The organism is Clostridium estertheticum (genome assembly GCF_018861295.1).
GTDB lineage: Bacteria > Bacillota > Clostridia > Clostridiales > Clostridiaceae > Clostridium_AD > Clostridium_AD estertheticum_D.
This window is the reverse complement of the sequence record NZ_JAHLDM010000001.1, coordinates 173,376-194,914: the sequence shown is the minus strand read 5'-3', so window position 1 is coordinate 194,914 and position 21,539 is coordinate 173,376. Positions and strand designations below refer to the sequence as shown.

Here is a 21,539-nt window from a genome sequence, read left to right as displayed (position 1 = left end):
TCATACAACCTTAAATTTAAAAATTATATAGCACATCGACAGCCTAACGGCTAAAAGATTTTTTTTAATAGGATATTAGTTCTTTCAATATTTTCCATCTTTTACAGATACACTATAGTGTAAATAATAGTATAAGTTTCTCCGGAGTGGATTGCAACAAGAGACGAAGAAACTATTGAAATTGTATTTAGTAATTCTTGTTTTGCAGAAATACAATTCTCGTGAGCTTGCCAGGATGGCAAGCTAGTGAACCCGAGACAGGACGTCGAGTGTGAACGATAGAGAATTTTATTGTAGCAAAATATTAGAATTTCTTAATACAATTTCACGTTTCAAGCTCATGTTGCAAGTCACGCTGGAGAATTTGATACTTTGTTACCTATAAACATACTTCGTTACTAATCATATCTTTGTATGTTTGTCTTTTGCATATTATTTTGTGATTACCCTCATTAACTAAAACTACTGGAGCCTTAGGTATTTTATTATAATTACTACTCATTGAATAACCATAAGCACCAGTTGATAATACAGCCATAAGATCTCCACTATTCACCTTTGGTAAATTAACACCCTCAAGGAGTATATCACCACTTTCGCAACACTTACCTGCAATTGTAATTACTTCCATACATGATCCACTTATTTTATTTGCAAGCACACATTGATATTGTGCATTATACAAAGCTGGTCTTATATTATCAGTCATTCCACCATCCACTGCCACATACTTTCTAACGTCTGGAATATCCTTTATTGCACCTACAGTATATAGTGTTATACCTGCATTAGCTACAATTGATCTACCAGGTTCTATAACAAGAATGGGCTGTTTTATTCCATATTCTTTACAGCAAACTTTAGTCTCCTCAAGTATAACTGAGCAAAATTCTTCTATTTCCTTAGGCTCATCACCCTCATCATAATAAACGCCAAATCCTCCACCTAAATCTAATTCTTCTATATCATAATTAAATTTTTCTTTTATATGCTTAATTACAGTTGTCATTATATTTACTGCTTCTCTATAAGGTTCTACTTCGAAAATTTGAGACCCTATATGACAATGAAGTCCTGCAAGTTTTATACTGGGTAAACTTAAAACAGTCCTTATAACTTCTTCAAACTCATTATTTAATATAGTAAATCCAAACTTTGAATCAATCTGTCCAGTTTTTATGTAATCATGAGTATGGGCTTCTATACCAGGAGTTACTCTAAGAATAACCCGTTGAATAATACCTTTTTCATTTGCATTTTCATTTATAATTTCCATTTCATGAAGATTATCTACCACAAAGGTTCCAACTCCAAGTTCTATTGCCATTTTAATTTCATCAATTGTTTTATTATTACCATGAAAATATATGTTTTCCAATGGAAATCCAGCCTTATAAGCAGTGTACAATTCTCCTCCAGAAACTACATCTAAATATAAACCTTCACCTTTTATAATTTCACACATTGCAATAGTTAAAAATGCTTTCCCTGCATAAGCTACCTTATTATGTTCACTCTTAGCTTTAAAAGAATTATAGAACCTTCTACAATTATCTCGTATAAGCTGTTCATCCATTATGTAAAGTGGAGTACCATACTCCTTTGCTAGAACCTGTGCACTTACACCTGCAATACTTAACGTATTATTCTCATTTTTTACGTTGCCGAAAAATCTCACATAAATCCCTCCTTATATCAATATATTATTTATAGATTAAATTCCTTTGCAACAAGCTTTATAGCCTTTAGTTTGTCACTAGTTTTAATTGCACAAGTAATTCTTATTTCTGATGTAGTAATCATTTTAATCTCGATGTCATTTTCACTAAAAATCTTGAACATTCTAGCAGCAACTCCAGAGGTTGTCTTCATCCCCAGACCCACCATAGAAAATTTAGTTATATCCTCATCAACTATAACTTTATTATCAACTGTTATTTTTTCTATGATTTTCAAACTATTTTTTAAGCTTTCTTTAGGAATTGTGAACGACACACTCACCATTCCATCTACAGGCGATGATTGACTTATCATATCTATATTAACCCGTTTACTTCCTATAGCTTCAAATATCGTTGACAATATATTTACATCTTTAGGTATATTTTTAAGCGTTACTGCAACATCATCATCACTTGTTGCAATACCAGTTACTGGTTTACTTTCCATATTCACGTTTTTTACCTCCTTAATTACAGTTCCTTTAATATCACTATCACTTAATCCTACATATATAGGTATACCATATTTTTGAGCAAGCTCGATTGACCTTGAATGCATTATCTGAGCCCCCAAACTTGCAAGTTCAAGCATCTCTTCATATTCTATTTCATCTAATTTTTTAGCCTCACTATAAGCTCTAGGATCTACACTATATATACCGGAAACGTCCGTATATATTTCACATCTTCCATTAAGCTTTACTGCAAGCGCAACCGCGGTAGTATCAGAACCACCTCTACCCAGTGTCGTAATATCACCTTCTCCATTTATTCCTTGGAAGCCAGCAACTATTACAATTTTACCTTCTTTTAAACTTTTTTTAATTTTGTTACCATGTATATCCTCAATTAATGCCTTACCATATTGTCCACTAGTCTTGATTCCAATTTGGTATGCAGTGTAACTTATTGCATCATATCCAAGTCCCTTAATTGCCATAGCAAGTAATGCACTTGAAATTATTTCTCCCGTTGAGAGTAATGCATCTAATTCCCTTTTATCTGGCTCTTCTCCTATTCCTTTTGATAATGATAATAAATCATCTGTAGTATCTCCCATAGCTGATACTACTATTACTAAATCCGTATCCTTATCTTTATCTTTTCTTTTTATTATACTTTGTGCGATCTTTTTAATTTTTTCTGTAGTACCTACAGATGAACCCCCATACTTTTGGACAACTACTGACATTATTAAATCACCCCTAATATAATTTACAACTTTTGTGTATTCCTTAATCTGTCGCTAATATTTTGATTTTTTACTGTTAATACATGTTTCCAAAAAAAAATAATGCAGCAAAGGAACACCCTTGCTGCATAAAATATGTATTTTTACACAAACTTCGTGTACCTTGTAGCTCTCCACTAATAAATTAGTGACAACCCTACACATATTATGTGTAAAACCAGAAAATAATTTTACCAAATATATTTTCTTCGGCCATAACTCCTTTTCTTATTTATCCTCGCTTGCATGCTCCAAATAAGTACTAATAGACACAGCACCTCTACCCTAGGTAGTTTATTATTTAATTAGTCTCTAGTTTATCATAATATGTTTAGAAGTACAAGTGTCAATTATCTGAGTTTTTACTGAATTCTAAATTAACCTATACTATTTATATACACCTTTCAAACTAAATAACATAACATATATATGACAATGTTATTTAAATTTAGGAGATGATAAAATGTGCGGTATTGCAGGATGGATTAATTTGTATACTAATATTGAAAAAGAAAATAGAATTCTTTTTAAAATGACCGATACATTGAAACAAAGAGGACCTGATGCCGGTGGTTTTCATTTTTCAAAGCATGCGCTTTTAGGTCATAGGCGTCTTGTGGTTGTTGATCCAGAAGGCGGCTCACAACCTATGACAAGAAAAATAGGCAATAATACCTATACTATCGTTTATAATGGTGAGCTATATAATACAGAAGACGTACGGAAGATATTAAAAGAAAATGGTTTTAGTTTTACCTCATATTCTGATACTGAAGTACTTCTAGTAGCCTTTATTTTCTGGGGAGCCGAATGTGTTAAACATATAAACGGCATTTATGCCTTTGGAGTTTGGAATGAAACACATCAAACATTATTTTTAGCAAGAGATCCTCTAGGGGTTAAACCACTATTTTATACACTCAAGGATAATTCATTAATTTTCGGTTCAGAGATAAAGACACTTTTAGCTCATCCATTGGTAGACCCAATCCTTGATAAACAAGGCCTTACTGAGCTATTTGGCTTTGGACCTGCAAGACCTCTCGGTAGTGGTATCTTTCAAAATATAAAAGAATTACCACCATCGCATAGCTTAATTTATAATAAGGAGGGTATTAAAACAAAAGAATATTGGAAACTTACTGCTAAAACACATGATGAGAATTTATCTACAACTTCAGATCACATACGTTCATTGCTTGTAGACTCAATAGAAAGGCAACTAGTTGCGGATGTTCCAGTGTGCACATTTTTATCTGGCGGTCTTGACTCAAGTATAATTTCGGCAGTAGCCTCTACCTACTTCAAGAAAAATAATATGCCTAACTTGAACACTTATTCTATAGATTATGTTGATAATAGAAAGTTTTTTAAACCTACAGAATTTCAACCAAATACGGATGCAGACTGGATTTATAAAATGGTAGACTATATTGGATCTGATCATCACGATATATTAATTGATACACCCGAGCTTGCCTCATATCTTAAAGATGCTGTTATGGCTACCGATTTACCGGGTATGGCTGACGTAGACTCATCATTATATCTCTTTTGCAAAGAGGTAAGAAAAAATTCTACAGTTGCTCTTTCAGGCGAATGCGCTGATGAACTCTTTGGTGGTTATCCATGGTTTAGACGCGAGGAAGATATTAATGCGACTACATTCCCATGGTCAAAATTCGTAAGTGATAGAAAAAGTATACTCTCTCCTGATCTTCAGAGTCTTCCACTAGAAGAGTATGTTCAAGATAAATATGATGAAAGTTTAAGGCAGGTTCCAGGTGTTCCTGGTGAAAGCCAAAGAGAGCATAGAATGAGAGAATTATTCTATTTAAATATAAAATGGTTCATGATAACATTACTTACAAGAAAAGATAGAATGAGTATGGCGAGTGGCCTTGAAGTAAGAGTTCCTTTTGCAGACCAAAGACTTGTAGAATATGCCTATAATATTCCTATGGATATGAAATATTATAAAGGACGTGAAAAAGGAGTTCTACGTGAAGCTCTCACAGGCCTTCTTCCAGATGATGTACTTTGGAGAAAAAAGAGTCCTTATCCAAAAACTCATAATCCAGGTTATACAATGGCTGTTCAAACGCTTATGAATAATATACTAAAGGATAAATCATCACCAATACTACAACTAATAGACCAGAAGCATGTTCAAGAAATAGTTGATTCTGGTGGTAATGCCTATAAGAATCCTTGGTATGGTCAACTTATGACAGGGCCTCAACTTATAGCATATTTAATTCAAATAAACACTTGGCTTAAAGAGTATAATGTTATACTAAAATAAAAATATTATTATACGCAAAAAAAGTATATGTTACGTATAATGCATTGAAACAAGCTTTAGAACTTCTTATTTTACTTCTAATTAAGTTGCGTTAAGAAAAACATATGTTTGAGCGTATAGTTTATGTTTTTTAGTAAATTAATTAAAAATAAAATTAGTAGTTCTTAGCGAGTTGAGTGCATTAATAGTAATATATACTTTTTAAAATTTTATGTAACCGGCTCCCCATAAATTGGTACTACTCTCGTCCAGCCTTTCATTTTTCCATACTTAAGATATTTGTCGTAATAACTGAGCTCAGCATCAAGGATATCAGTCCATAACTTACGCAAGGATTCGTTCCTAATAGTCTCAATTATTGCTCTAAGATGAGCATCCAATGCAGATAATTGCCAGCTTAAAATAATTCGATACATAAACTTATCCGTAATCATTTCTGGGTCTATTGGAGTTGCGACCGGTAGTGCCGATCTATTAGGCAACGGTATATTAAGCTTTAGTGCTAATTTTTCAAGCTTGTTAACCTGCTTGTTGTAAATATATACCCCATGCTCAAGTATCACTTTAAACTCAGTATCATGAGCAAAACCTGAGAATATACCAATGAGTTCAATTTGTTCATATCTCATAACAATATGATCCCAAATATGAAAGGCTTCTGAAGTGGAAAGCTGTTCCTTATCCTGAATAATAGCTGTTTTGTATGTAGGATATGTTTCCTCCCAGCCTTTCAATTTACCAAACTTATAAAGTGTATCAAAATCCTGAAAATGTACCTTTAAATCTTCTATAATAACATTTCTTAAATTGTCATTTGTACTGGTTGAACGAACCGCATGGCTAAGAGACATCAGCTGTGCTACAAGGTCATGGTATATCTTTTTATATATATAATCATCTGTTATATCATTAAGACGAGTTGCAAACTTGACGTCCACCGGAGGTCTGTTTGGCATTATGATACGAAATTTTTCACCTAATTTTTCTAAATTATTTATTTGATTTTCAAAATTTTTCTGAAATCCACCTAGGATTACTTCCCAATCTACGTCATGAACAAAATTCTTAAATAATTGAACTGTTTGAGTGCTTACATATCTTGCTCTTAAAAGACTATATATATTAAATGCCTCCTGGATATCTACAACATCTTCTCTCTTATGAACTTTCTTAATTAACGAAATTATATCCAATACCTTCACCCCTCAGTTTTAAATATTGTTATTACTATGTGTAAAATAACTTATATATATACCTCGAGGGATGAAATACTTATAACTTACTGCTCCTGATCAATAGACGCAGCGATTTCTCTATGACCTCGTTCTTCTTGATCCATCAGCCTATTATTTGCAATTAACAGCTCGCCATCTTGATCCTCAATACGCTTTTGCAAAGCCAATTTTGATTTACCGAGCTCCGCCTCTATCGTTTTTAATTTAGTGATATTTACAAAAGTGATTACTACACCATCACTTTTACCATCCAACGTGCGATAAGGAAGGATTGACGCATTAAACCAACTACCATCGCGAGACAATATCTGTTTCTCAACTGCAATCAGCGTGCTTTGCACCTGCCTAACATCCTCTGTTAGTTCAGTATAAATAAGATCTGACACGATGTCAGTAACTGGCCTTCCTACGTCGCTTGGTATAAGCCTTGAGACTACAGTCATTTGATTGGTAAAGCGTTTAACAAGCAACTCATTATCCAAAAATAAGGTGGCAATCTTCGTGCTATCCATTAGATTTTTCATATCGTTTGTGACTAATGACAAGTCGTCCAACTTATCCTGTAGTTCAAAATTGATTGTCTTCAGCTCTTCATTTGAGGACTGTACTTCTTCCTTGGTTGTGGTCAGTTCCTCGTTTGTCGACTGAAGTTCTTCGTTGCATGACTGTAATTCCTCGTTACTTGATTTGAATTCTTCTTGAGATACCTGCATTTCTACACTGCTAGCTTGCCACATTTGGCGAGCTTGTAGTAGTTCTCTCTCTAGTTCCCCCTCCCTCTTATTACTGACAGGTATTTGTCCGGTTGCGCTTGTTTTTTCGCATACAGTAGGAGTTACTACATCAGTAAAAATAATCATTACCATCCCTCGTAGCGTCTCCGGCTCTTTAAGAGGATTTACTGTGATATCTACCCTAAGCTTTCCACCTTCGTTTAGTACAACAGCATTCTTGGAAATAACCACTTCTTTTCCCCTAACAGCCTTGTAGAAAGCGTCATTCAATTTATAATTTAACCCTTCACGTGCCATGGCAAAAATATTCCAATTAACCTTGCCGGTAGCCGGTTCCAGGTACTTACCCGTTCGCCCAGTAATGTAGAGGATATCACCTTTACCATTAACAAGAACTGCTGCAGGTGAATAATGCTGCAAAACTAGTTTATCAGCTAGCGACTGCATGTTTTGAACCTCTTCCGACGGCTGGTTCGCTTCTGGTTGATACGGTGCAAAGGAGTTAGGAAATTCTATAGGCTCCTTCTGAATTAAAGGCCTAAGCCTCTGATAAATTCGCGATTTGAGGTCAAGTGGTTTAAAAAGATCAGTAAAGTTCCCTACTGACTCCGCACTTCCTAAAAATAAAAATCCACCACTATTAAGACTGTAATGAAAAAGAGGAATAAGCTTTTTCTGAATTTCTGGTGTCAAGTAGATAAGTAAGTTCCTGCAAATCATTATATCAACCTTTGTAAATGGAGGATCCTTAATCATGTTCTGCTGAGCAAATATGACCATATCCCGAATTTCTTTAACAACCTGATAGCCACGATCCGCCTTAACAAAATACTTACTTAGGCGTTCGCTCGACATATCTTTTTCGATATTTTCATAGAAAACCCCCTCCCGTGCTTTATCAATAGCTTCAGAGTCTAGATCAGTAGCAAAAATCTGAATAGAAAAGTCTTTGAAAGGCTTTAATTTGTTTATCACCTCTTTGAAAACAATTGCTAAGGAATAAGCCTCTTCACCAGTAGAACAGCCAGATATCCAAACTCGAACCGTATCAGTTGGCGACCGCTGTGCTAAGATTGCCGGTATAACTTTGTCTTTTAGCAATTCCCACTCCGCCTGTTCACGAAAGAAATTTGTAACTCCAATTAAAAATTCTTTAAATAACAATTCCAATTCTTGAGGATTCTTCTTTAAAAAGCTCACATATGTAGCTATATCATGGAATTTATGAATACCCATACATCGCTCAATCCTACGCTGTATAGTGTTTCTTTTATATGAAGAAAAATCATGCCCTGTATGTGCTCGTAACATAGCTATAATATTATCGAAGTGACACTTTAGTTTTTCTGTCTGTTCCTTGTCAACCACAACCATATTTGTCTTGTGTTCTATATAATAAATAATCTTTGAAGGCATTATCTCTACAGTCGATATAACGTCTGCTACTTCTGTCTTAATAGCGCTACAAGGCATGCCATCATATTTAGCAGAGGAAGGTTCTTGAATAAATACACCTCCGCCTTTTTCCTTAATTTTTCTAATTCCCGCTGTACCGTCACTCCCCATACCCGATAGTATGACACCAATACTTCTCTCTCCCTTATCACTCGCAAGTGAGTAAAAAAAGGAATCTATAGGCAGATGCAGAGCGCGGGGCTGCCTATAATCAGAAATATGTATCACGTTATTTTTGATCGTCATATCCTTATTTGGTGGAATTATGTAGACTTTGTCAGGTTCCACAGATATGTTCTCATAGGCCTGTACAACCCTCATACTTGTATCGCCCTGAAGTAACTCTACCAAAATATCCTTACTATCCTTCTCCATGTGCTGAACTATAACATAAGCCAAGCCGCTATTTTCAGGCACATTACGAAGGAAATCTGACAGAACCTCCAATCCCCCTGCGGATGCACCTATGCCAACAATTGAAAAGTCTGTTTCTGATGCATCTATTTTAATATCATCACTACAATAATCTTTGGTCCCTACTTTTGTATCAATGTTCTTATTCTCTTTCATAATAGCCCTCCATTAACAGATTTATGTACACATTATTATAACAAATTGTTTGTAACCAAAGTATAATAGTCTTTAAACTTCTATATTTTTAAAATAATCCGTTTTAACGACATATACACAAATCTATCTAATTTAAAGAGTAAATATCGGAAAACTCAATATGTATTCTCTCAATCCTTTCTTGTGATTCAGATTCAAACACTTCAAATATATCATTCTCTTTAGGAAGCACTATTATTGGAAGTACAATAATAAACTCTGTTCCTTTGCCGTATTCGCTCCTTACTGAAATTGTACCCCCATGTAACTCGACAAGTGATTTCACTATGGAAAGTCCTATACCACTGCCTTCCTGTTTTCGTGTAAGTGACCTATCTACCTGTCTAAACCTATCAAAAATAATATTTAACTTATCAGGTGGAATTCCTATTCCTGTATCTTTTATGGATATTATAATGTTTTTTCCTTTATCATACATATTAACTTTCATACTCCCACCTGATCTTGTGAACTTTATCGAATTGGAAAGTAGATTTAGTATCACCCTTTCAATCTTTTCTGGATCGCAAGACATTATACACTCCTCTATATCAGTATCAAAAATTAATTTAATAGATTTAGTTTTAATATACTCGGCTACTGACATAGTAACACTCTCCACAACATTTACAATGTTACAATTCTGTAAATTTAGATTAAAAAAACCTGCATCAAGTTTTGTAATATCAATCATATTATTAACGAGTCTTAATTGCCTATAACAATTCTGCTTCATTATACCAATATATTGTTTAAATTTTCTCTCTTTATCATTAACTTCACTACCAGTTGTATATGTATCCAAAAGCTGCAAAGTACATAAAATTATATTTAAGGGCGTTCTCAGTTCATGAGAAAGATTACTGAAAAACTCCGTCTTTAAAGTTTCCGATAAAATTGTTTCATCTAATAATTTTTTGTTTGTTATATCCACAAGAGATAAAACAACCCCTTTAATTAAATTGTCAAATGTACAGTAGGGTGCACATTTCAATAAATACCAACTACCATTTTTGCTTTCAATTTCCTTCTCATATAACATATGACTACTCAATACTTCAATTGCACCTATATTTAAATCATCATTGATGAGATTATTTGATATATCATGCATTGGACGCCCAATATCTTGCACCTTAAGGTTTATCTCTTTAGTAATGCTAGGTGTAAACTTTCTTATACAAAGTTTTTCATCTAGAAAAATAGTTCCAATATCTGTGCTATTTAAATAGTTTGTCACATCACTATATAGATCAGACAATTCTTGATTTTTATGTTGATACTGAGTATTTATTTTTAATAATTCATCATTTACTGCTTTAAATTCTTCGTTTGCACTCATTAGTTCTTCATTATAAACAAGATGTTCCTCATTTGATAATTGAAGACATTCCTTAGTATGCTGCAGTTCGTTTTCAAGTCTCATAATTTTTTCATTTAATTTCTTTTCTAAATCATATTTGTTTATATATTTATCTTTATTTACACTATCATCCTTACAATCCATACTTATACTTGTCATTATATTTCCCATAATGCGCACCTCCTTTCGTTTTATTATTTAAATAATGATTTTAATCATATTATTAATCATAACATCAGTCTATTTATTCTTTAATACATATATATTTCTACAAATATACATAACTTCCTTTAATTATACTGTTTTTAGCACTATAATTCATTCGCAACTTTCGTCAAACTCTGCGTATATAAAACCATGATATATAACTTTTTTAAATTTAAAAAGCCACGTTGAAATTAATTTCAACGTGGCTTTCGATGCATAAATCCTATATCAAGCTTTTTCCATTTGTTCTTATTACTTCTTTATACCAATTAAAGCTTTTTTTCTTGTATCTTTCTAAAGTACCTGTTCCATCATTATTACGGTCTACATATATGAACCCATAACGTTTCTTAAATTCTGCAGTTGATGCACTAACAAGATCAATACAGCCCCATGAGGTGTACCCCATTACATCTACCCCATCTTCTATTGCCTTGGCTACCTGAACCAAATGATCATTTAGATATTTAATTCTATAATCATCATCGACAGTTCTCTTTCCATCTTTATCAATTACTAATTCATCAACAGCACCTAACCCATTTTCAACAATAAATAGTGGTTTTTGATAGCGATCATAGTAAAGATTGAGAATATATCGCAATCCCTTTGGATCTATTTGCCATCCCCACTGCGAAGATTCTAAATATGGATTTGGGACTCCTGAGATTATATTCCCACTTACTCCTTTTGCCTTTGTTAAATCTGCTGTTGCACAAGAGCTCATATAGTAACTAAATGAAATAAAGTCTACTGTATTTTTGAGAACCTCAACATCTCCTGGTTCCATAATAATTTTTATATTATTATCTTTAAAATATTTATCCATATATTTAGGATATACTCCCCTTACATGGACATCTGCAAAATATAAGTTTTCCCTATCTTGTTTCATTGCTTCAATTACATCACTAGGATCAGGAGTTAATGGATAATTGGGTACTCCAAGAATCATACACCCAATTTTTGCACCAGGCATCATTTCATGTCCAATCTTAACTGCCATTGCACTTGCTACTAATTCATGATGAATTGCTTGATATAAATCCTGTTTTGTTAACTTTTCTTTATCTGTAAATATACCACCGCTCATATACGGTTGATGCAATACCGAATTAATCTCATTAAATGTAAGCCAATATTTCACTTTATTTTTGTACCTATGAAAGATTGTTTTGCAATAGTTTTCAAAAAATCCTATAAGCTTTCTATTTACCCAACCATCATAATTCTTAGATAAGGCTAGAGGCGTCTCATAATGAGAAATTGTAACCAGTGGCTCCATTCCATATTTTAAACATTCATCAAATAAATCATCATAAAATTGTAACCCTTTCTCATTAGGCATGGCATCATCACCATTCGGAAATATTCTAGACCATGCAATAGATGTTCTAAATGTCTTAAATCCCATCTCAGCAAATAATTTGATATCCTCTTTATATCTATGATAGAAATCAATACCTATCAATTTCAAGTTATCTTCTGTTGGTTCTTTTGTGATTTTCCCAATGATGCCTCTTGGTGCTATATCCTGTGTTGACAATCCCTTACCATCTTCATTATATGCCCCTTCACATTGGTTAGCAGCAACTGCTCCACCCCATAAGAATCCTTTTGGAAATCTTTCTGTATTACTTTGCATTTTTAGTTCCTCCTATTATTCATTATTTTTTACTTACTCATTTTTTATATTTCAAATTATTTTTTAACTATACAATAGTTAATAGTGTTTCACCCTTTTTAATTTGTTTTATGTTACTTGCCAAAACATCTGAATAATTGTCAGTATTTGTTATAATAATAGGTGTTATAACTTCATATCCTGCTTCTTTTATTTTGTCTATATCAAATTTTACTAATATGTCACCTTGTTTCACCCTATCTTCTTGTTTAGCTATTTGGGTAAAATATTTCCCTTCTAATTGAACCGTATTTATTCCAATATGGATCAATATTTCAGCGCCTCCATCAGACATAATTCCAATAGCATGCTTTGTTGGAAATATTGCCTTAACGGTTCCATTTACTGGCGATACAACCTCACCGATTGTTGGCTCTATAGCAATCCCTTTTCCCATTGTTCCTGCTGAAAAAACAGGATCATTCACGGATGATAACGATTTTACTTCTCCAGTTAATGGACTAACAATAACTTCTTTCTTTAATAAGAATGATTCATCTCCATTATTTAACTCATCTTTAACTTTAATTCTTTTATCTTTACTTTCATATCCAAATATTATAATAAGAAGTGCTACCATAACAAAAGGAACTGACATAGCAATTGCGTACCTAGGCATTGGCGAAAATGCTGGAATTGATAATGCACTAGGAAAAGCAAAAACTTTTTCTTGTACTCCTAATACTCCACTAACTGCTCCACCGACAGCTCCAGCAATAGCAACATATGGAATAGTACGCTTAAAACGTAATAGCAACCCATAAATTATAGGTTCTGTTACTCCTGAGAGTAATGCTGGTAACAATGCGGCTCCTGAGAGTGTTTTTAATTCTTTATCTTTTGTTTTTACAAAAATACCAAAAGCCAAACCCATTTGAGCAAAAACAGCCGCTGCGGCCATTGCATAAATCGGGTCACCACCAGATGCAATATTTGATAAAATAATAGGCACTAACCCCCAATGAAGCCCAAGTATAGTTAAGAATGTCCAAGCAGTACCCATAACAGCCCCTGTTAATATGCCACTTTTACCACTTAAAAATGTAACTCCTGCTCCAATAGCATTTCCAGCGTAAACACCAAAAGGTCCAAAGGCTATTACAGTTAAAGGCACCATAACCATCATAGATATCATAGGAACTAAAAACATTTGTACATCTTTGTGTATAATTTTCTTAAGTAGTCTTTCAAACACTGCAAAAATACTAACAGCTATAAAAATTGGAAACACAGTAGATGAGTAATTCATCAATACAACAGGTATTCCAATAAACGAAGTCGTTTTGCCTACAAGAAGCAGTGCCGTAATATTCGGTTCTAAAAGAGCTGCTCCAATAATTCCTCCGACATATGGATTAGCCTCTAATTTAATAGCACAAGTGATTCCGAGGAATATTGGTAAAAAGTAGAAAATAGCGTTTGCAGCTGCAGACAAAATGCTATAAGTTCCACTATGAACAGATAACAAACCTGTCATTGTAAGAACTGTAAGTAATGCTTTCAACATACCTGAACCAGCAAGTGCTGGAATAAGTGGTGAAAAACTTCCTGAAATAACTCCGAAAATCTTTGAAGAAACTGATTCTTTTTCTGTTACTACGTCTTCTGAATCAGACTTCACGCCAAAACTTGCAATTTTTATTATTTCTTTATAAACATCGGAAACATCACTTCCAATAACTACTTGAAATTGTCCTCCGCTTTCAACTACGCTTAAAACACCATTTGTTTTATCGAGTTCAATCTTATTTGCCTTTTTCTTATCTCTTAATTTAAATCGTAATCTGGTAGCACAATGAACAACACTTAATACATTTTTTTCTCCCCCAACCAACTTAAGAATTTGACTTGCTAGATTATTATAGTCCATTTAATTCACCCCTTAATTTAATTTTTCTAAAATTTATAAAAAAAAGACCTAAACTGTAAACTAAACACTCCAAGTAATTATCATGCTTTTTGATTTCTAAAAGCTAATAATATTAAGTGGATTATTTAGTAAACATTTTAGGTCTTGCCTGAATCTCAGTCACAATCCTCATTTATTTACTTTATTTAATTGTATCTCGATTAACAACTCTTTGAATATGAATAGTAAGGTATACCATTTCCTCTTTTGACAATGTTGCATTATAAGCTTTTTTTAAATGAGCCTTTATTTTATTTACACATTTATACACATCACTATACTTCTCTATTACAATGTCATATAAATATTCATCATCACTTTTAGCTGTAGTTTCATTCATCATTCGTTGAGCAAAAAACTTTAAATGTGTTACTAATCTGTGGTAGCTTAAGGACTCTTCATCAAAATCCATTTTAAAGTTATATCTAATTATATTAAGTATTTCCTGAATAACCTTTGTCATAGCTACAACTTTTGGCATATCTTGATTTAGTTCTGCATTCACAATATGAAGAGCGATCGAGGCTGCCTCATCCTCTAGTAACGTTACCTCAAAGTTTTCTTTTATAATATTAAGTGCAATAAGTCCAATTGCGTATTCTTGTTTGTAAAATCTTTTTATCTCCCAAAGCATAGGATTTTTTATGTTTAATCCTTGTTTGTGTCTAGTCATTGCAAAACTAATATGGTCTGTTAAAGTTAAATATATATTTTCATTTAATTTTTTTCCTAAATTCCCTTCTGCATATTTTATTATTTCTTCTGAAATTTCCACATATCTTGCAGGAATTTCACTAATGAGATTCTTTAATCTTTCAGATACCTCTTTATTTTCTAGTGTAAATACCCTCTCAATTCTATCCTCTTCAAGCTCATCTCCAGCCCTTTTTTTAAAAGCTAATCCTAGACCCATAACAACTATTTCCCTATTCTCATTATTCATTACAGTAACAGCATTATTATTCAATACTTTTTTTATTTTCATTATTAACACCACTTTATATAATTATATTTTATATAATTTCGAATAATATTTAATTGTTTTTTAGTACTACCGTTTTAAAAGTAAAAAACCCAAATTAAAATCAAACACCTATAGACTCGCTATAAGTATGTTTCACATTAACCTAGGTCTTGCCTGAATTATCAGTCACAATCCTGTTAGACATTATTTAGTTTACAAAATTATATTATCACTTAATGTAAAGGTTGTCAACATAAAAGAATACACTGTAGAATTTTTTTCTACAGTGCATTCTTTTTACATTACTTCATTATCTAAGTTTGCACCAGCAAACTGGCTATTATAAAGATCTGCATAAAATCCGTTTTTAGCAAGAAGTTCATTATGATTACCCATCTCAATAATACTTCCTTTATCCATAACTAAAATTAACTCTGCATCTTTAATTGTAGAAAGTCTATGTGCAATTACAAAACTTGTTCTATTTTGCATAAGTTCTGTCATAGCCCTTTGTATATAAACTTCTGTTCTTGAATCGACACTACTTGTAGCCTCGTCCAGTATCATAATAGTTGGATTAGCAAGTATTGCGCGAGCTATAGTAAGAAGCTGTTTTTGTCCTTGTGATATATTAGAAGCTTCTTCATTTAGTATTGTATTATATCCATCAGGAAGAGTCTTAATAAAGTGATGTGCATGGGCAGCTCTTGCTGCCTGCATAGCTTCCTCATCTGTTGCTCCCTCTCTACCATAAGCAATGTTCTCCATTATAGTTCCATTAAATAACCAAGTATCTTGAAGCACCATACCAAACATACTACGTAACTCTCCACGTTTTATATCTCTTATGTCAACTCCATCAATTAAAATTTTACCAGCATCTATCTCATAGAACCTCATAAGCAAGTTAACAAGTGTAGTTTTACCAGCACCAGTTGGTCCAACAATTGCAATTGTATGCCCCCTCTTTACATCAATATTCATATCTTTAATAAGAGATTCTTCTTTTTTGTAACTAAAATCAACATGTGCAAACTTAACTTCTCCCTTTGGAAGTTCAATTACCTTAGAATCCGCAGTTTCTTCAATCTCTTCAACTTCATCTAGTAATTCAAAAATACGTTCAGCGGATGCTACTGTTGATTGAATAATATTAGCAATATTTGCAGTTTGAACTATTGGTTGAGTAAATTGATTAGAATATTGAATAAAGGCTTGAATATTACCTATTGTAATTTTTCCTTGTGTTGCTAAATATCCACCGACAACACAGACTACTACATAACCTATATTACTAACAAATCTCATCATAGGCATTATTACCCCAGATATAAACTGAGCTTTCCATCCTGCATTGTATAACCTGTCATTAATATTTCTAAACTCCTGTACTGAGTCCTTCTCATGTCCAAAAGATTTAACAATTTTGTGACCAGTATACATCTCTTCAACATGACCATTAAGTTCTCCAATTTCCTTTTGTTGCGCTGCAAAATATTTTTGTGATCGTTTTGCTACAAATGCTGTCACAACAATATATAACGGCAATGTTAAAATTACAACTAGCGTCATAAGTGGGCTTATTGTGAGCATCATAACTACAATACCAATGATTGTGACAATAGATGTAATAAGCTGAGTAAGACTTTGTTGAAGAGTTGTTGATATATTATCAACATCGTTTGTTACACGGCTTAATATCTCACCATGAGTTTTTGAATCAAAGAATTTAAGTGGCAATCTAGATAACTTATCTTCAACTTCCTTACGTAAATTATATACAGTTTTTTGTGCAACTTCAGCCATTATATATTGTTGAAGAAATCCAAAAATCGTACTTATTACATATAATCCAAGTAATAAAAGAATAATGTTTCGTATATATGTGAAATCTATCATTCCACCATTTATATCCATTATTTTAGATACTCCTGCCTTAATTTTATCAAGACCATCAATCACTTTAGGACTGTTTGCAGCCCCTGGGTTAGCCTTTATTACAGCTGCTATTTTATCTTGCTGTGCATGTAACTGTAATAACCCATATTTATTCATCATACCATCAACTAATTTAGTTATAGCTTTTCCTGAAATCTTAGGTCCTACTATTGTAAAAACGGTACTGAAGATTGCAAATATAAAAACTAATATAAAATTGGTTCTTTGTGGTTTTAAGTAACTTAAAAGCCTTTTTAATGTACCTTTGAAGTCTTTGGCTTTTACTTTAGGACCTGCAAAAGATCCCATTGGTCCACCACCCATACCCCCGCTTGGTTTATTGTTCTTATTTTTTTCACTCATGATAATTCCTCCTCTGAAAGCTGTGAAGATACAATTTCATGGTATATCTTACAACTGGTTAAAAGTTCCTTGTGAGTTCCTATGCCTGCAATTGAGCCGTCATCTATTACTATAATTCTATCTGCATCCATAACTGTTGCAACCCTTTGTGCAATAATTATTACAGTAGATTTTGATGTTTCTTTTTTAAGTGCTGCTCGTAATTTTGCATCAGTTTTAAAATCAAGTGCTGAAAAACTATCATCAAATATATATATTTCAGGTTGTCTAACTAAGGCACGCGCTATAGATAGACGTTGTTTTTGTCCACCAGAAACATTTGTACCTCCCTGGGCAATAGGATGATTATACCCTTCCTTCATTCCATTGATAAAGTCAGTAGCTTGTGCTACTGTGGCTGCATGCTTAATTTGCTCAATAGTAGCATTATCTTTACCATATTTAATGTTTTCTGCAATAGTTCCAGTAAAGAGAACAGTATTTTGAGGAACAAAACCTATTTTAGATCTTAGGCTTTCCTGACTCATTTCGCGAACATCTACCCCATCAACTAATATTGCACCGCTAGTGACATCATAGAAACGCGGTATTAAGTTTATAAGAGTTGACTTACCAGAACCAGTACCACCAATAATAGCTGTTGTTTCACCTGGTCTTGCACTAAATGTTATATTACTAATGGCTGGCTGATCTGCACCTGGGTAACTAAATGTTACATCCTTAAAATCAACATATCCACTTTGTTTGTCAGCTAATTTAGTATTCTTTGAATCAATTATTTCTGGCTCCATATCTAATACTTCATTAATTCTTATTGCAGATGCTTGCGCCCTTGGTATCATTATAAATACCATAGCAAGCATTAAGAATCCGAATAAAATTTGCATTCCATATTGTATAAATGCTATTAATGAACCAACCTCCATGCCTCCAGTATCTATTCTTCTAGCACCAAACCAAATAATAGCAACTGTTGTAACATTCATGATAAACATCATTATTGGCAATAAAAAAGCCATGATCTTATTTACTTTTACAGCATTATTCATAAGATCAGTGTTAGCATCATCGAATCTAGCCTTTTCAGTCCTTATACGATTGAATGCACGTACAACTCTAATACCAGTAAGTGATTCACGTAATACAAGATTTAATTTATCTATTTTAACTTGCATTAATTTAAATAACGGCATAGCGAATTTAAGAGTTATTCCAATAATAATTCCAAGAAGCGGAATTACAACTGCAAAAATCCAAGTTAAAGTTGCATCTTCTCTTAAAGCCATAACAATACCACCTATTGCAGTTAAAGGTGCAAAAAGCATGATTGAAAAAATCATTACAGTTGCTGTTTGAACCTGAGTAACATCGTTCGTAGTCCTTGTTATAAGTGTTGCAGTACCAACCTTATCAAACTCGTGTAGCGAAAATCCTTCGACTTTAGCAAATAATTTATTACGAACAATTCTACCAAGTCCAACAGAAGTTTTTGAAGATAGGAATGCAGCTATAATTGAACATATAACACCACCTGCTGAGATTATCAGCATAATAGCACCTATTCTCATAATATAATCTATCCCTTTGTAAGCTCCACTATATCCTAGGAATGAAATATTTTGAACTACATTTTTTTGAACTATACCTTTATCTATTATATCTGCCATTAATGTTGGCAAATAAAGATTCGCAAGTACCTGAATAAAAATTAATATAACTATTGCAATTATGTGTATTGTGTATTGTTTAAGAAATCTAAATAATTTAATCAAAAGTGTCATCTCCATTCATTGTTATTGTTTTATTTTTCTTGGTCTTTTAGAAGTTTTTTTAGTACGTCTAAACCCTCAAATATTTTATGAATCTCCTGTGCATTTCCTTTACTCATTACGTCTGCAATATTTTTTTCAAACTGTTTATGGAAAGTTTTATGCATATCTTCAAAATTTGGCGCTATACTTACATATACTACCCGCTTGTCCTTCTCACTTCTTTCTCTCACTACCATTTTCTGCTTTTCAAGTCTGTCTATAATTCCAGATACTGTACTATTTGATAAACAAAGCTCATTGCTAAGTTCAGTTATCTTCATCTTCTTTTTTTTACTTAAAAGTCCTAAAACCATACCTTGAGGTGCAGACATGCCTGTATCACACAATACTTTGGACATGCTATGTTTAAATAACTGCATAACCTCTTGAAAAAGTCTTGCAACTTCTATACTTTCATTCAATGTTTCCACTTAATCACCACCTTGAATATATTTCGAATACAAATGTTTCGTGTACGTATATTTAGCTTACGAAATATATTATAATCCCATAAATATCTCATGTCAATACATTTTTAAAAAGTAAATGGACACACGCTAACGTCTGCCCATCAAACAGTTTACAAGTATATGTTGTAAACATTTTCAACCATTTCATCAAGATTTTTTAATCATAAATAACTATTTTAAGCTTTCCTTTTAATCCTCTAAAACTATATTATGTAATAATTTCTAATTATGTTCGACGTTATTAATACACCTAACAGAAAAAAAAGATAACACCTTGGGGGTAAGCCCTTAGTATTATCTTTTTTTACTTATAGTTATATCAGTGTAACACTCATATCTTAATAAGCATAGTAATCCCACCGGAGTGACTTGCAATAAGAAACGACAAAACTATTAAATTTCATTTAGAAATTCGCTTTTGCGAATGTAAAATTTCCGTAAGCCTGCCAGGTTGCATAACAATTAATAATTGTTATGTCCCCCAGAGAACTACCCAGAGGCCCAGGCTAGTGAACTTGAGGCAGGACGCCGAATGTGAACGTTAGGTAATTTTATATAAGCAAAGATTAGAATTTGTTAATTGAATTTCTAGTTTTTAGTTCTTATGCAAGTCACACAGGTGATTTCTTGCTTCGTTATCTTAGTATTCAACGCCTCTTAAAGATAATCCTTTTGATTTAGCCATTGGTATATATGCCGATGCTTCTGTATCAATTAATAAATTTTCAATATCAATTGGTTTTATATTTCCTTTACCTACTTCTAAAAGACTACCCACAATAATTCTTACCATATTCCACAAGAAATCATCAGCATTAATTTCTATCTCAATAATACCTTCTTCTAATTCTATTATATTAATATAATTAATAGTTCTTATAGTAGACTTAATATTTGTAGGTGCAGTGGCTAAATACTGAAAGTCATGAGTACCAACTAAATATTCTGCTGTATTTCTCATTTCTTCCAAATTAAGTAGCATCTCGGAGTTATAAACATATTTTCTATTAAACACGTTTCTTAATTCACTATTACTTATTTTATACACATAAGTAATTGCTTTTATATTATATCCTGAATTAAATTTTTCACTTGCACGATCCATAGACTTCACTACTATATCATCTGGTAAATCTCCATTAAGATAATCTATAATAGCTTCTATACTTAAATCACAGTCGGTATGAAAATTCGCCACATAGTTCTCGGCATGCACACCTATATCTGTTCTCTCGCAACCTGTAACCTCTACAGGTTCCCCTACCATTTTAGATAAAGAACTTTCAATTTTGCCTTCAACTGTTAAATCATTATCTGGTTGTTTCTGCCATCCTTTATATCTACTTCCATCAAATTCTAATATCATTTTTAAATTTCTCATATATATCCACCTTTACCTTATTTCTTAACCAACTCTCCTGTTTTAAGTTGTTTTACTTTTCCTCTGCACGTTCAGGTATAAATTGCTTTCTTTATGAACATATTAAGCGCAAATTTCTACGAAGTGACTTGCAATACGGAACGACAAAACTATTGAAAT

Annotated in this window: 13 protein-coding genes and 1 riboswitch; of the genes, 1 reads left to right on the top strand and 12 read right to left on the bottom strand. The window is 32.8% G+C overall.

Annotated elements, in window-relative coordinates; translation table 11 throughout:
• Nucleotides 1-379: 379 nt before the first annotated feature.
• Nucleotides 380-1,678: a diaminopimelate decarboxylase gene (lysA, locus tag KPL54_RS00795; protein ID WP_216103789.1), complete on the bottom strand. Its 1,299-nt coding sequence runs from the start codon at nt 1,676-1,678 to the stop codon at nt 380-382.
• Between the two features lie 29 nt (nt 1,679-1,707).
• Complete coding sequence (locus tag KPL54_RS00790) at nt 1,708-2,913, bottom strand: aspartate kinase (RefSeq protein WP_216103788.1); 1,206 nt, start codon at nt 2,911-2,913, stop codon at nt 1,708-1,710.
• Nucleotides 2,914-3,071: 158 nt separating this feature from the next.
• A riboswitch (Lysine riboswitch) is annotated at nt 3,072-3,243 on the bottom strand.
• A gap of 172 nt (nt 3,244-3,415) precedes the next feature.
• Between KPL54_RS00790 and asnB the strand changes: the two genes are divergently transcribed.
• Nucleotides 3,416-5,257: an asparagine synthase (glutamine-hydrolyzing) gene (gene asnB, locus KPL54_RS00785; RefSeq protein ID WP_216103787.1), complete on the top strand. Its 1,842-nt coding sequence runs from the start codon at nt 3,416-3,418 to the stop codon at nt 5,255-5,257.
• A 209-nt stretch (nt 5,258-5,466) separates the two neighbouring features.
• Here the strand turns inward: asnB and KPL54_RS00780 are convergent, their stop codons facing one another.
• From KPL54_RS00780 to truA, 10 genes are all read right to left on the bottom strand, one after another.
• Entirely contained in the window at nt 5,467-6,450 is a 984-nt protein-coding gene (locus KPL54_RS00780; protein ID WP_216103786.1) for a DUF3231 family protein, read from the bottom strand.
• 86 nt (nt 6,451-6,536) lie between these two features.
• Entirely contained in the window at nt 6,537-9,251 is a 2,715-nt protein-coding gene (locus tag KPL54_RS00775; RefSeq protein ID WP_216103785.1) for a chemotaxis protein CheB, read from the bottom strand.
• Between the two features lie 127 nt (nt 9,252-9,378).
• Nucleotides 9,379-10,824, bottom strand: coding sequence for an ATP-binding protein (locus KPL54_RS00770; RefSeq protein ID WP_253203292.1), 1,446 nt, complete (start codon nt 10,822-10,824; stop codon nt 9,379-9,381).
• A gap of 259 nt (nt 10,825-11,083) precedes the next feature.
• Complete coding sequence (locus tag KPL54_RS00765; protein WP_216103784.1) at nt 11,084-12,505, bottom strand: glycoside hydrolase family 1 protein; 1,422 nt, start codon at nt 12,503-12,505, stop codon at nt 11,084-11,086.
• Between the two features lie 67 nt (nt 12,506-12,572).
• Nucleotides 12,573-14,414, bottom strand: a complete 1,842-nt coding sequence (locus tag KPL54_RS00760) for a beta-glucoside-specific PTS transporter subunit IIABC (RefSeq protein WP_216103783.1) — start codon at nt 14,412-14,414, stop codon at nt 12,573-12,575.
• A gap of 181 nt (nt 14,415-14,595) precedes the next feature.
• Nucleotides 14,596-15,438: a BglG family transcription antiterminator LicT gene (gene licT, locus KPL54_RS00755; RefSeq protein ID WP_216103782.1), complete on the bottom strand. Its 843-nt coding sequence runs from the start codon at nt 15,436-15,438 to the stop codon at nt 14,596-14,598.
• 276 nt (nt 15,439-15,714) lie between these two features.
• Complete coding sequence (locus KPL54_RS00750) at nt 15,715-17,718, bottom strand: ABC transporter ATP-binding protein (RefSeq protein WP_216103781.1); 2,004 nt, start codon at nt 17,716-17,718, stop codon at nt 15,715-15,717.
• Complete coding sequence (locus KPL54_RS00745) at nt 17,715-19,490, bottom strand: ABC transporter ATP-binding protein (protein WP_216103780.1); 1,776 nt, start codon at nt 19,488-19,490, stop codon at nt 17,715-17,717. Before KPL54_RS00745 ends, KPL54_RS00750 begins: the two co-directional genes overlap by 4 nt.
• A 29-nt stretch (nt 19,491-19,519) precedes the next feature.
• A complete protein-coding gene (locus tag KPL54_RS00740) occupies nt 19,520-19,960 on the bottom strand; it encodes a MarR family winged helix-turn-helix transcriptional regulator (protein ID WP_071614434.1) in 441 nt (146 codons plus the stop codon).
• Nucleotides 19,961-20,639: 679 nt separating this feature from the next.
• Entirely contained in the window at nt 20,640-21,380 is a 741-nt protein-coding gene (gene truA / locus KPL54_RS00735) for a tRNA pseudouridine(38-40) synthase TruA (RefSeq protein WP_216103779.1), read from the bottom strand.
• Between the last annotated feature and the right edge of the window lie 159 nt (nt 21,381-21,539).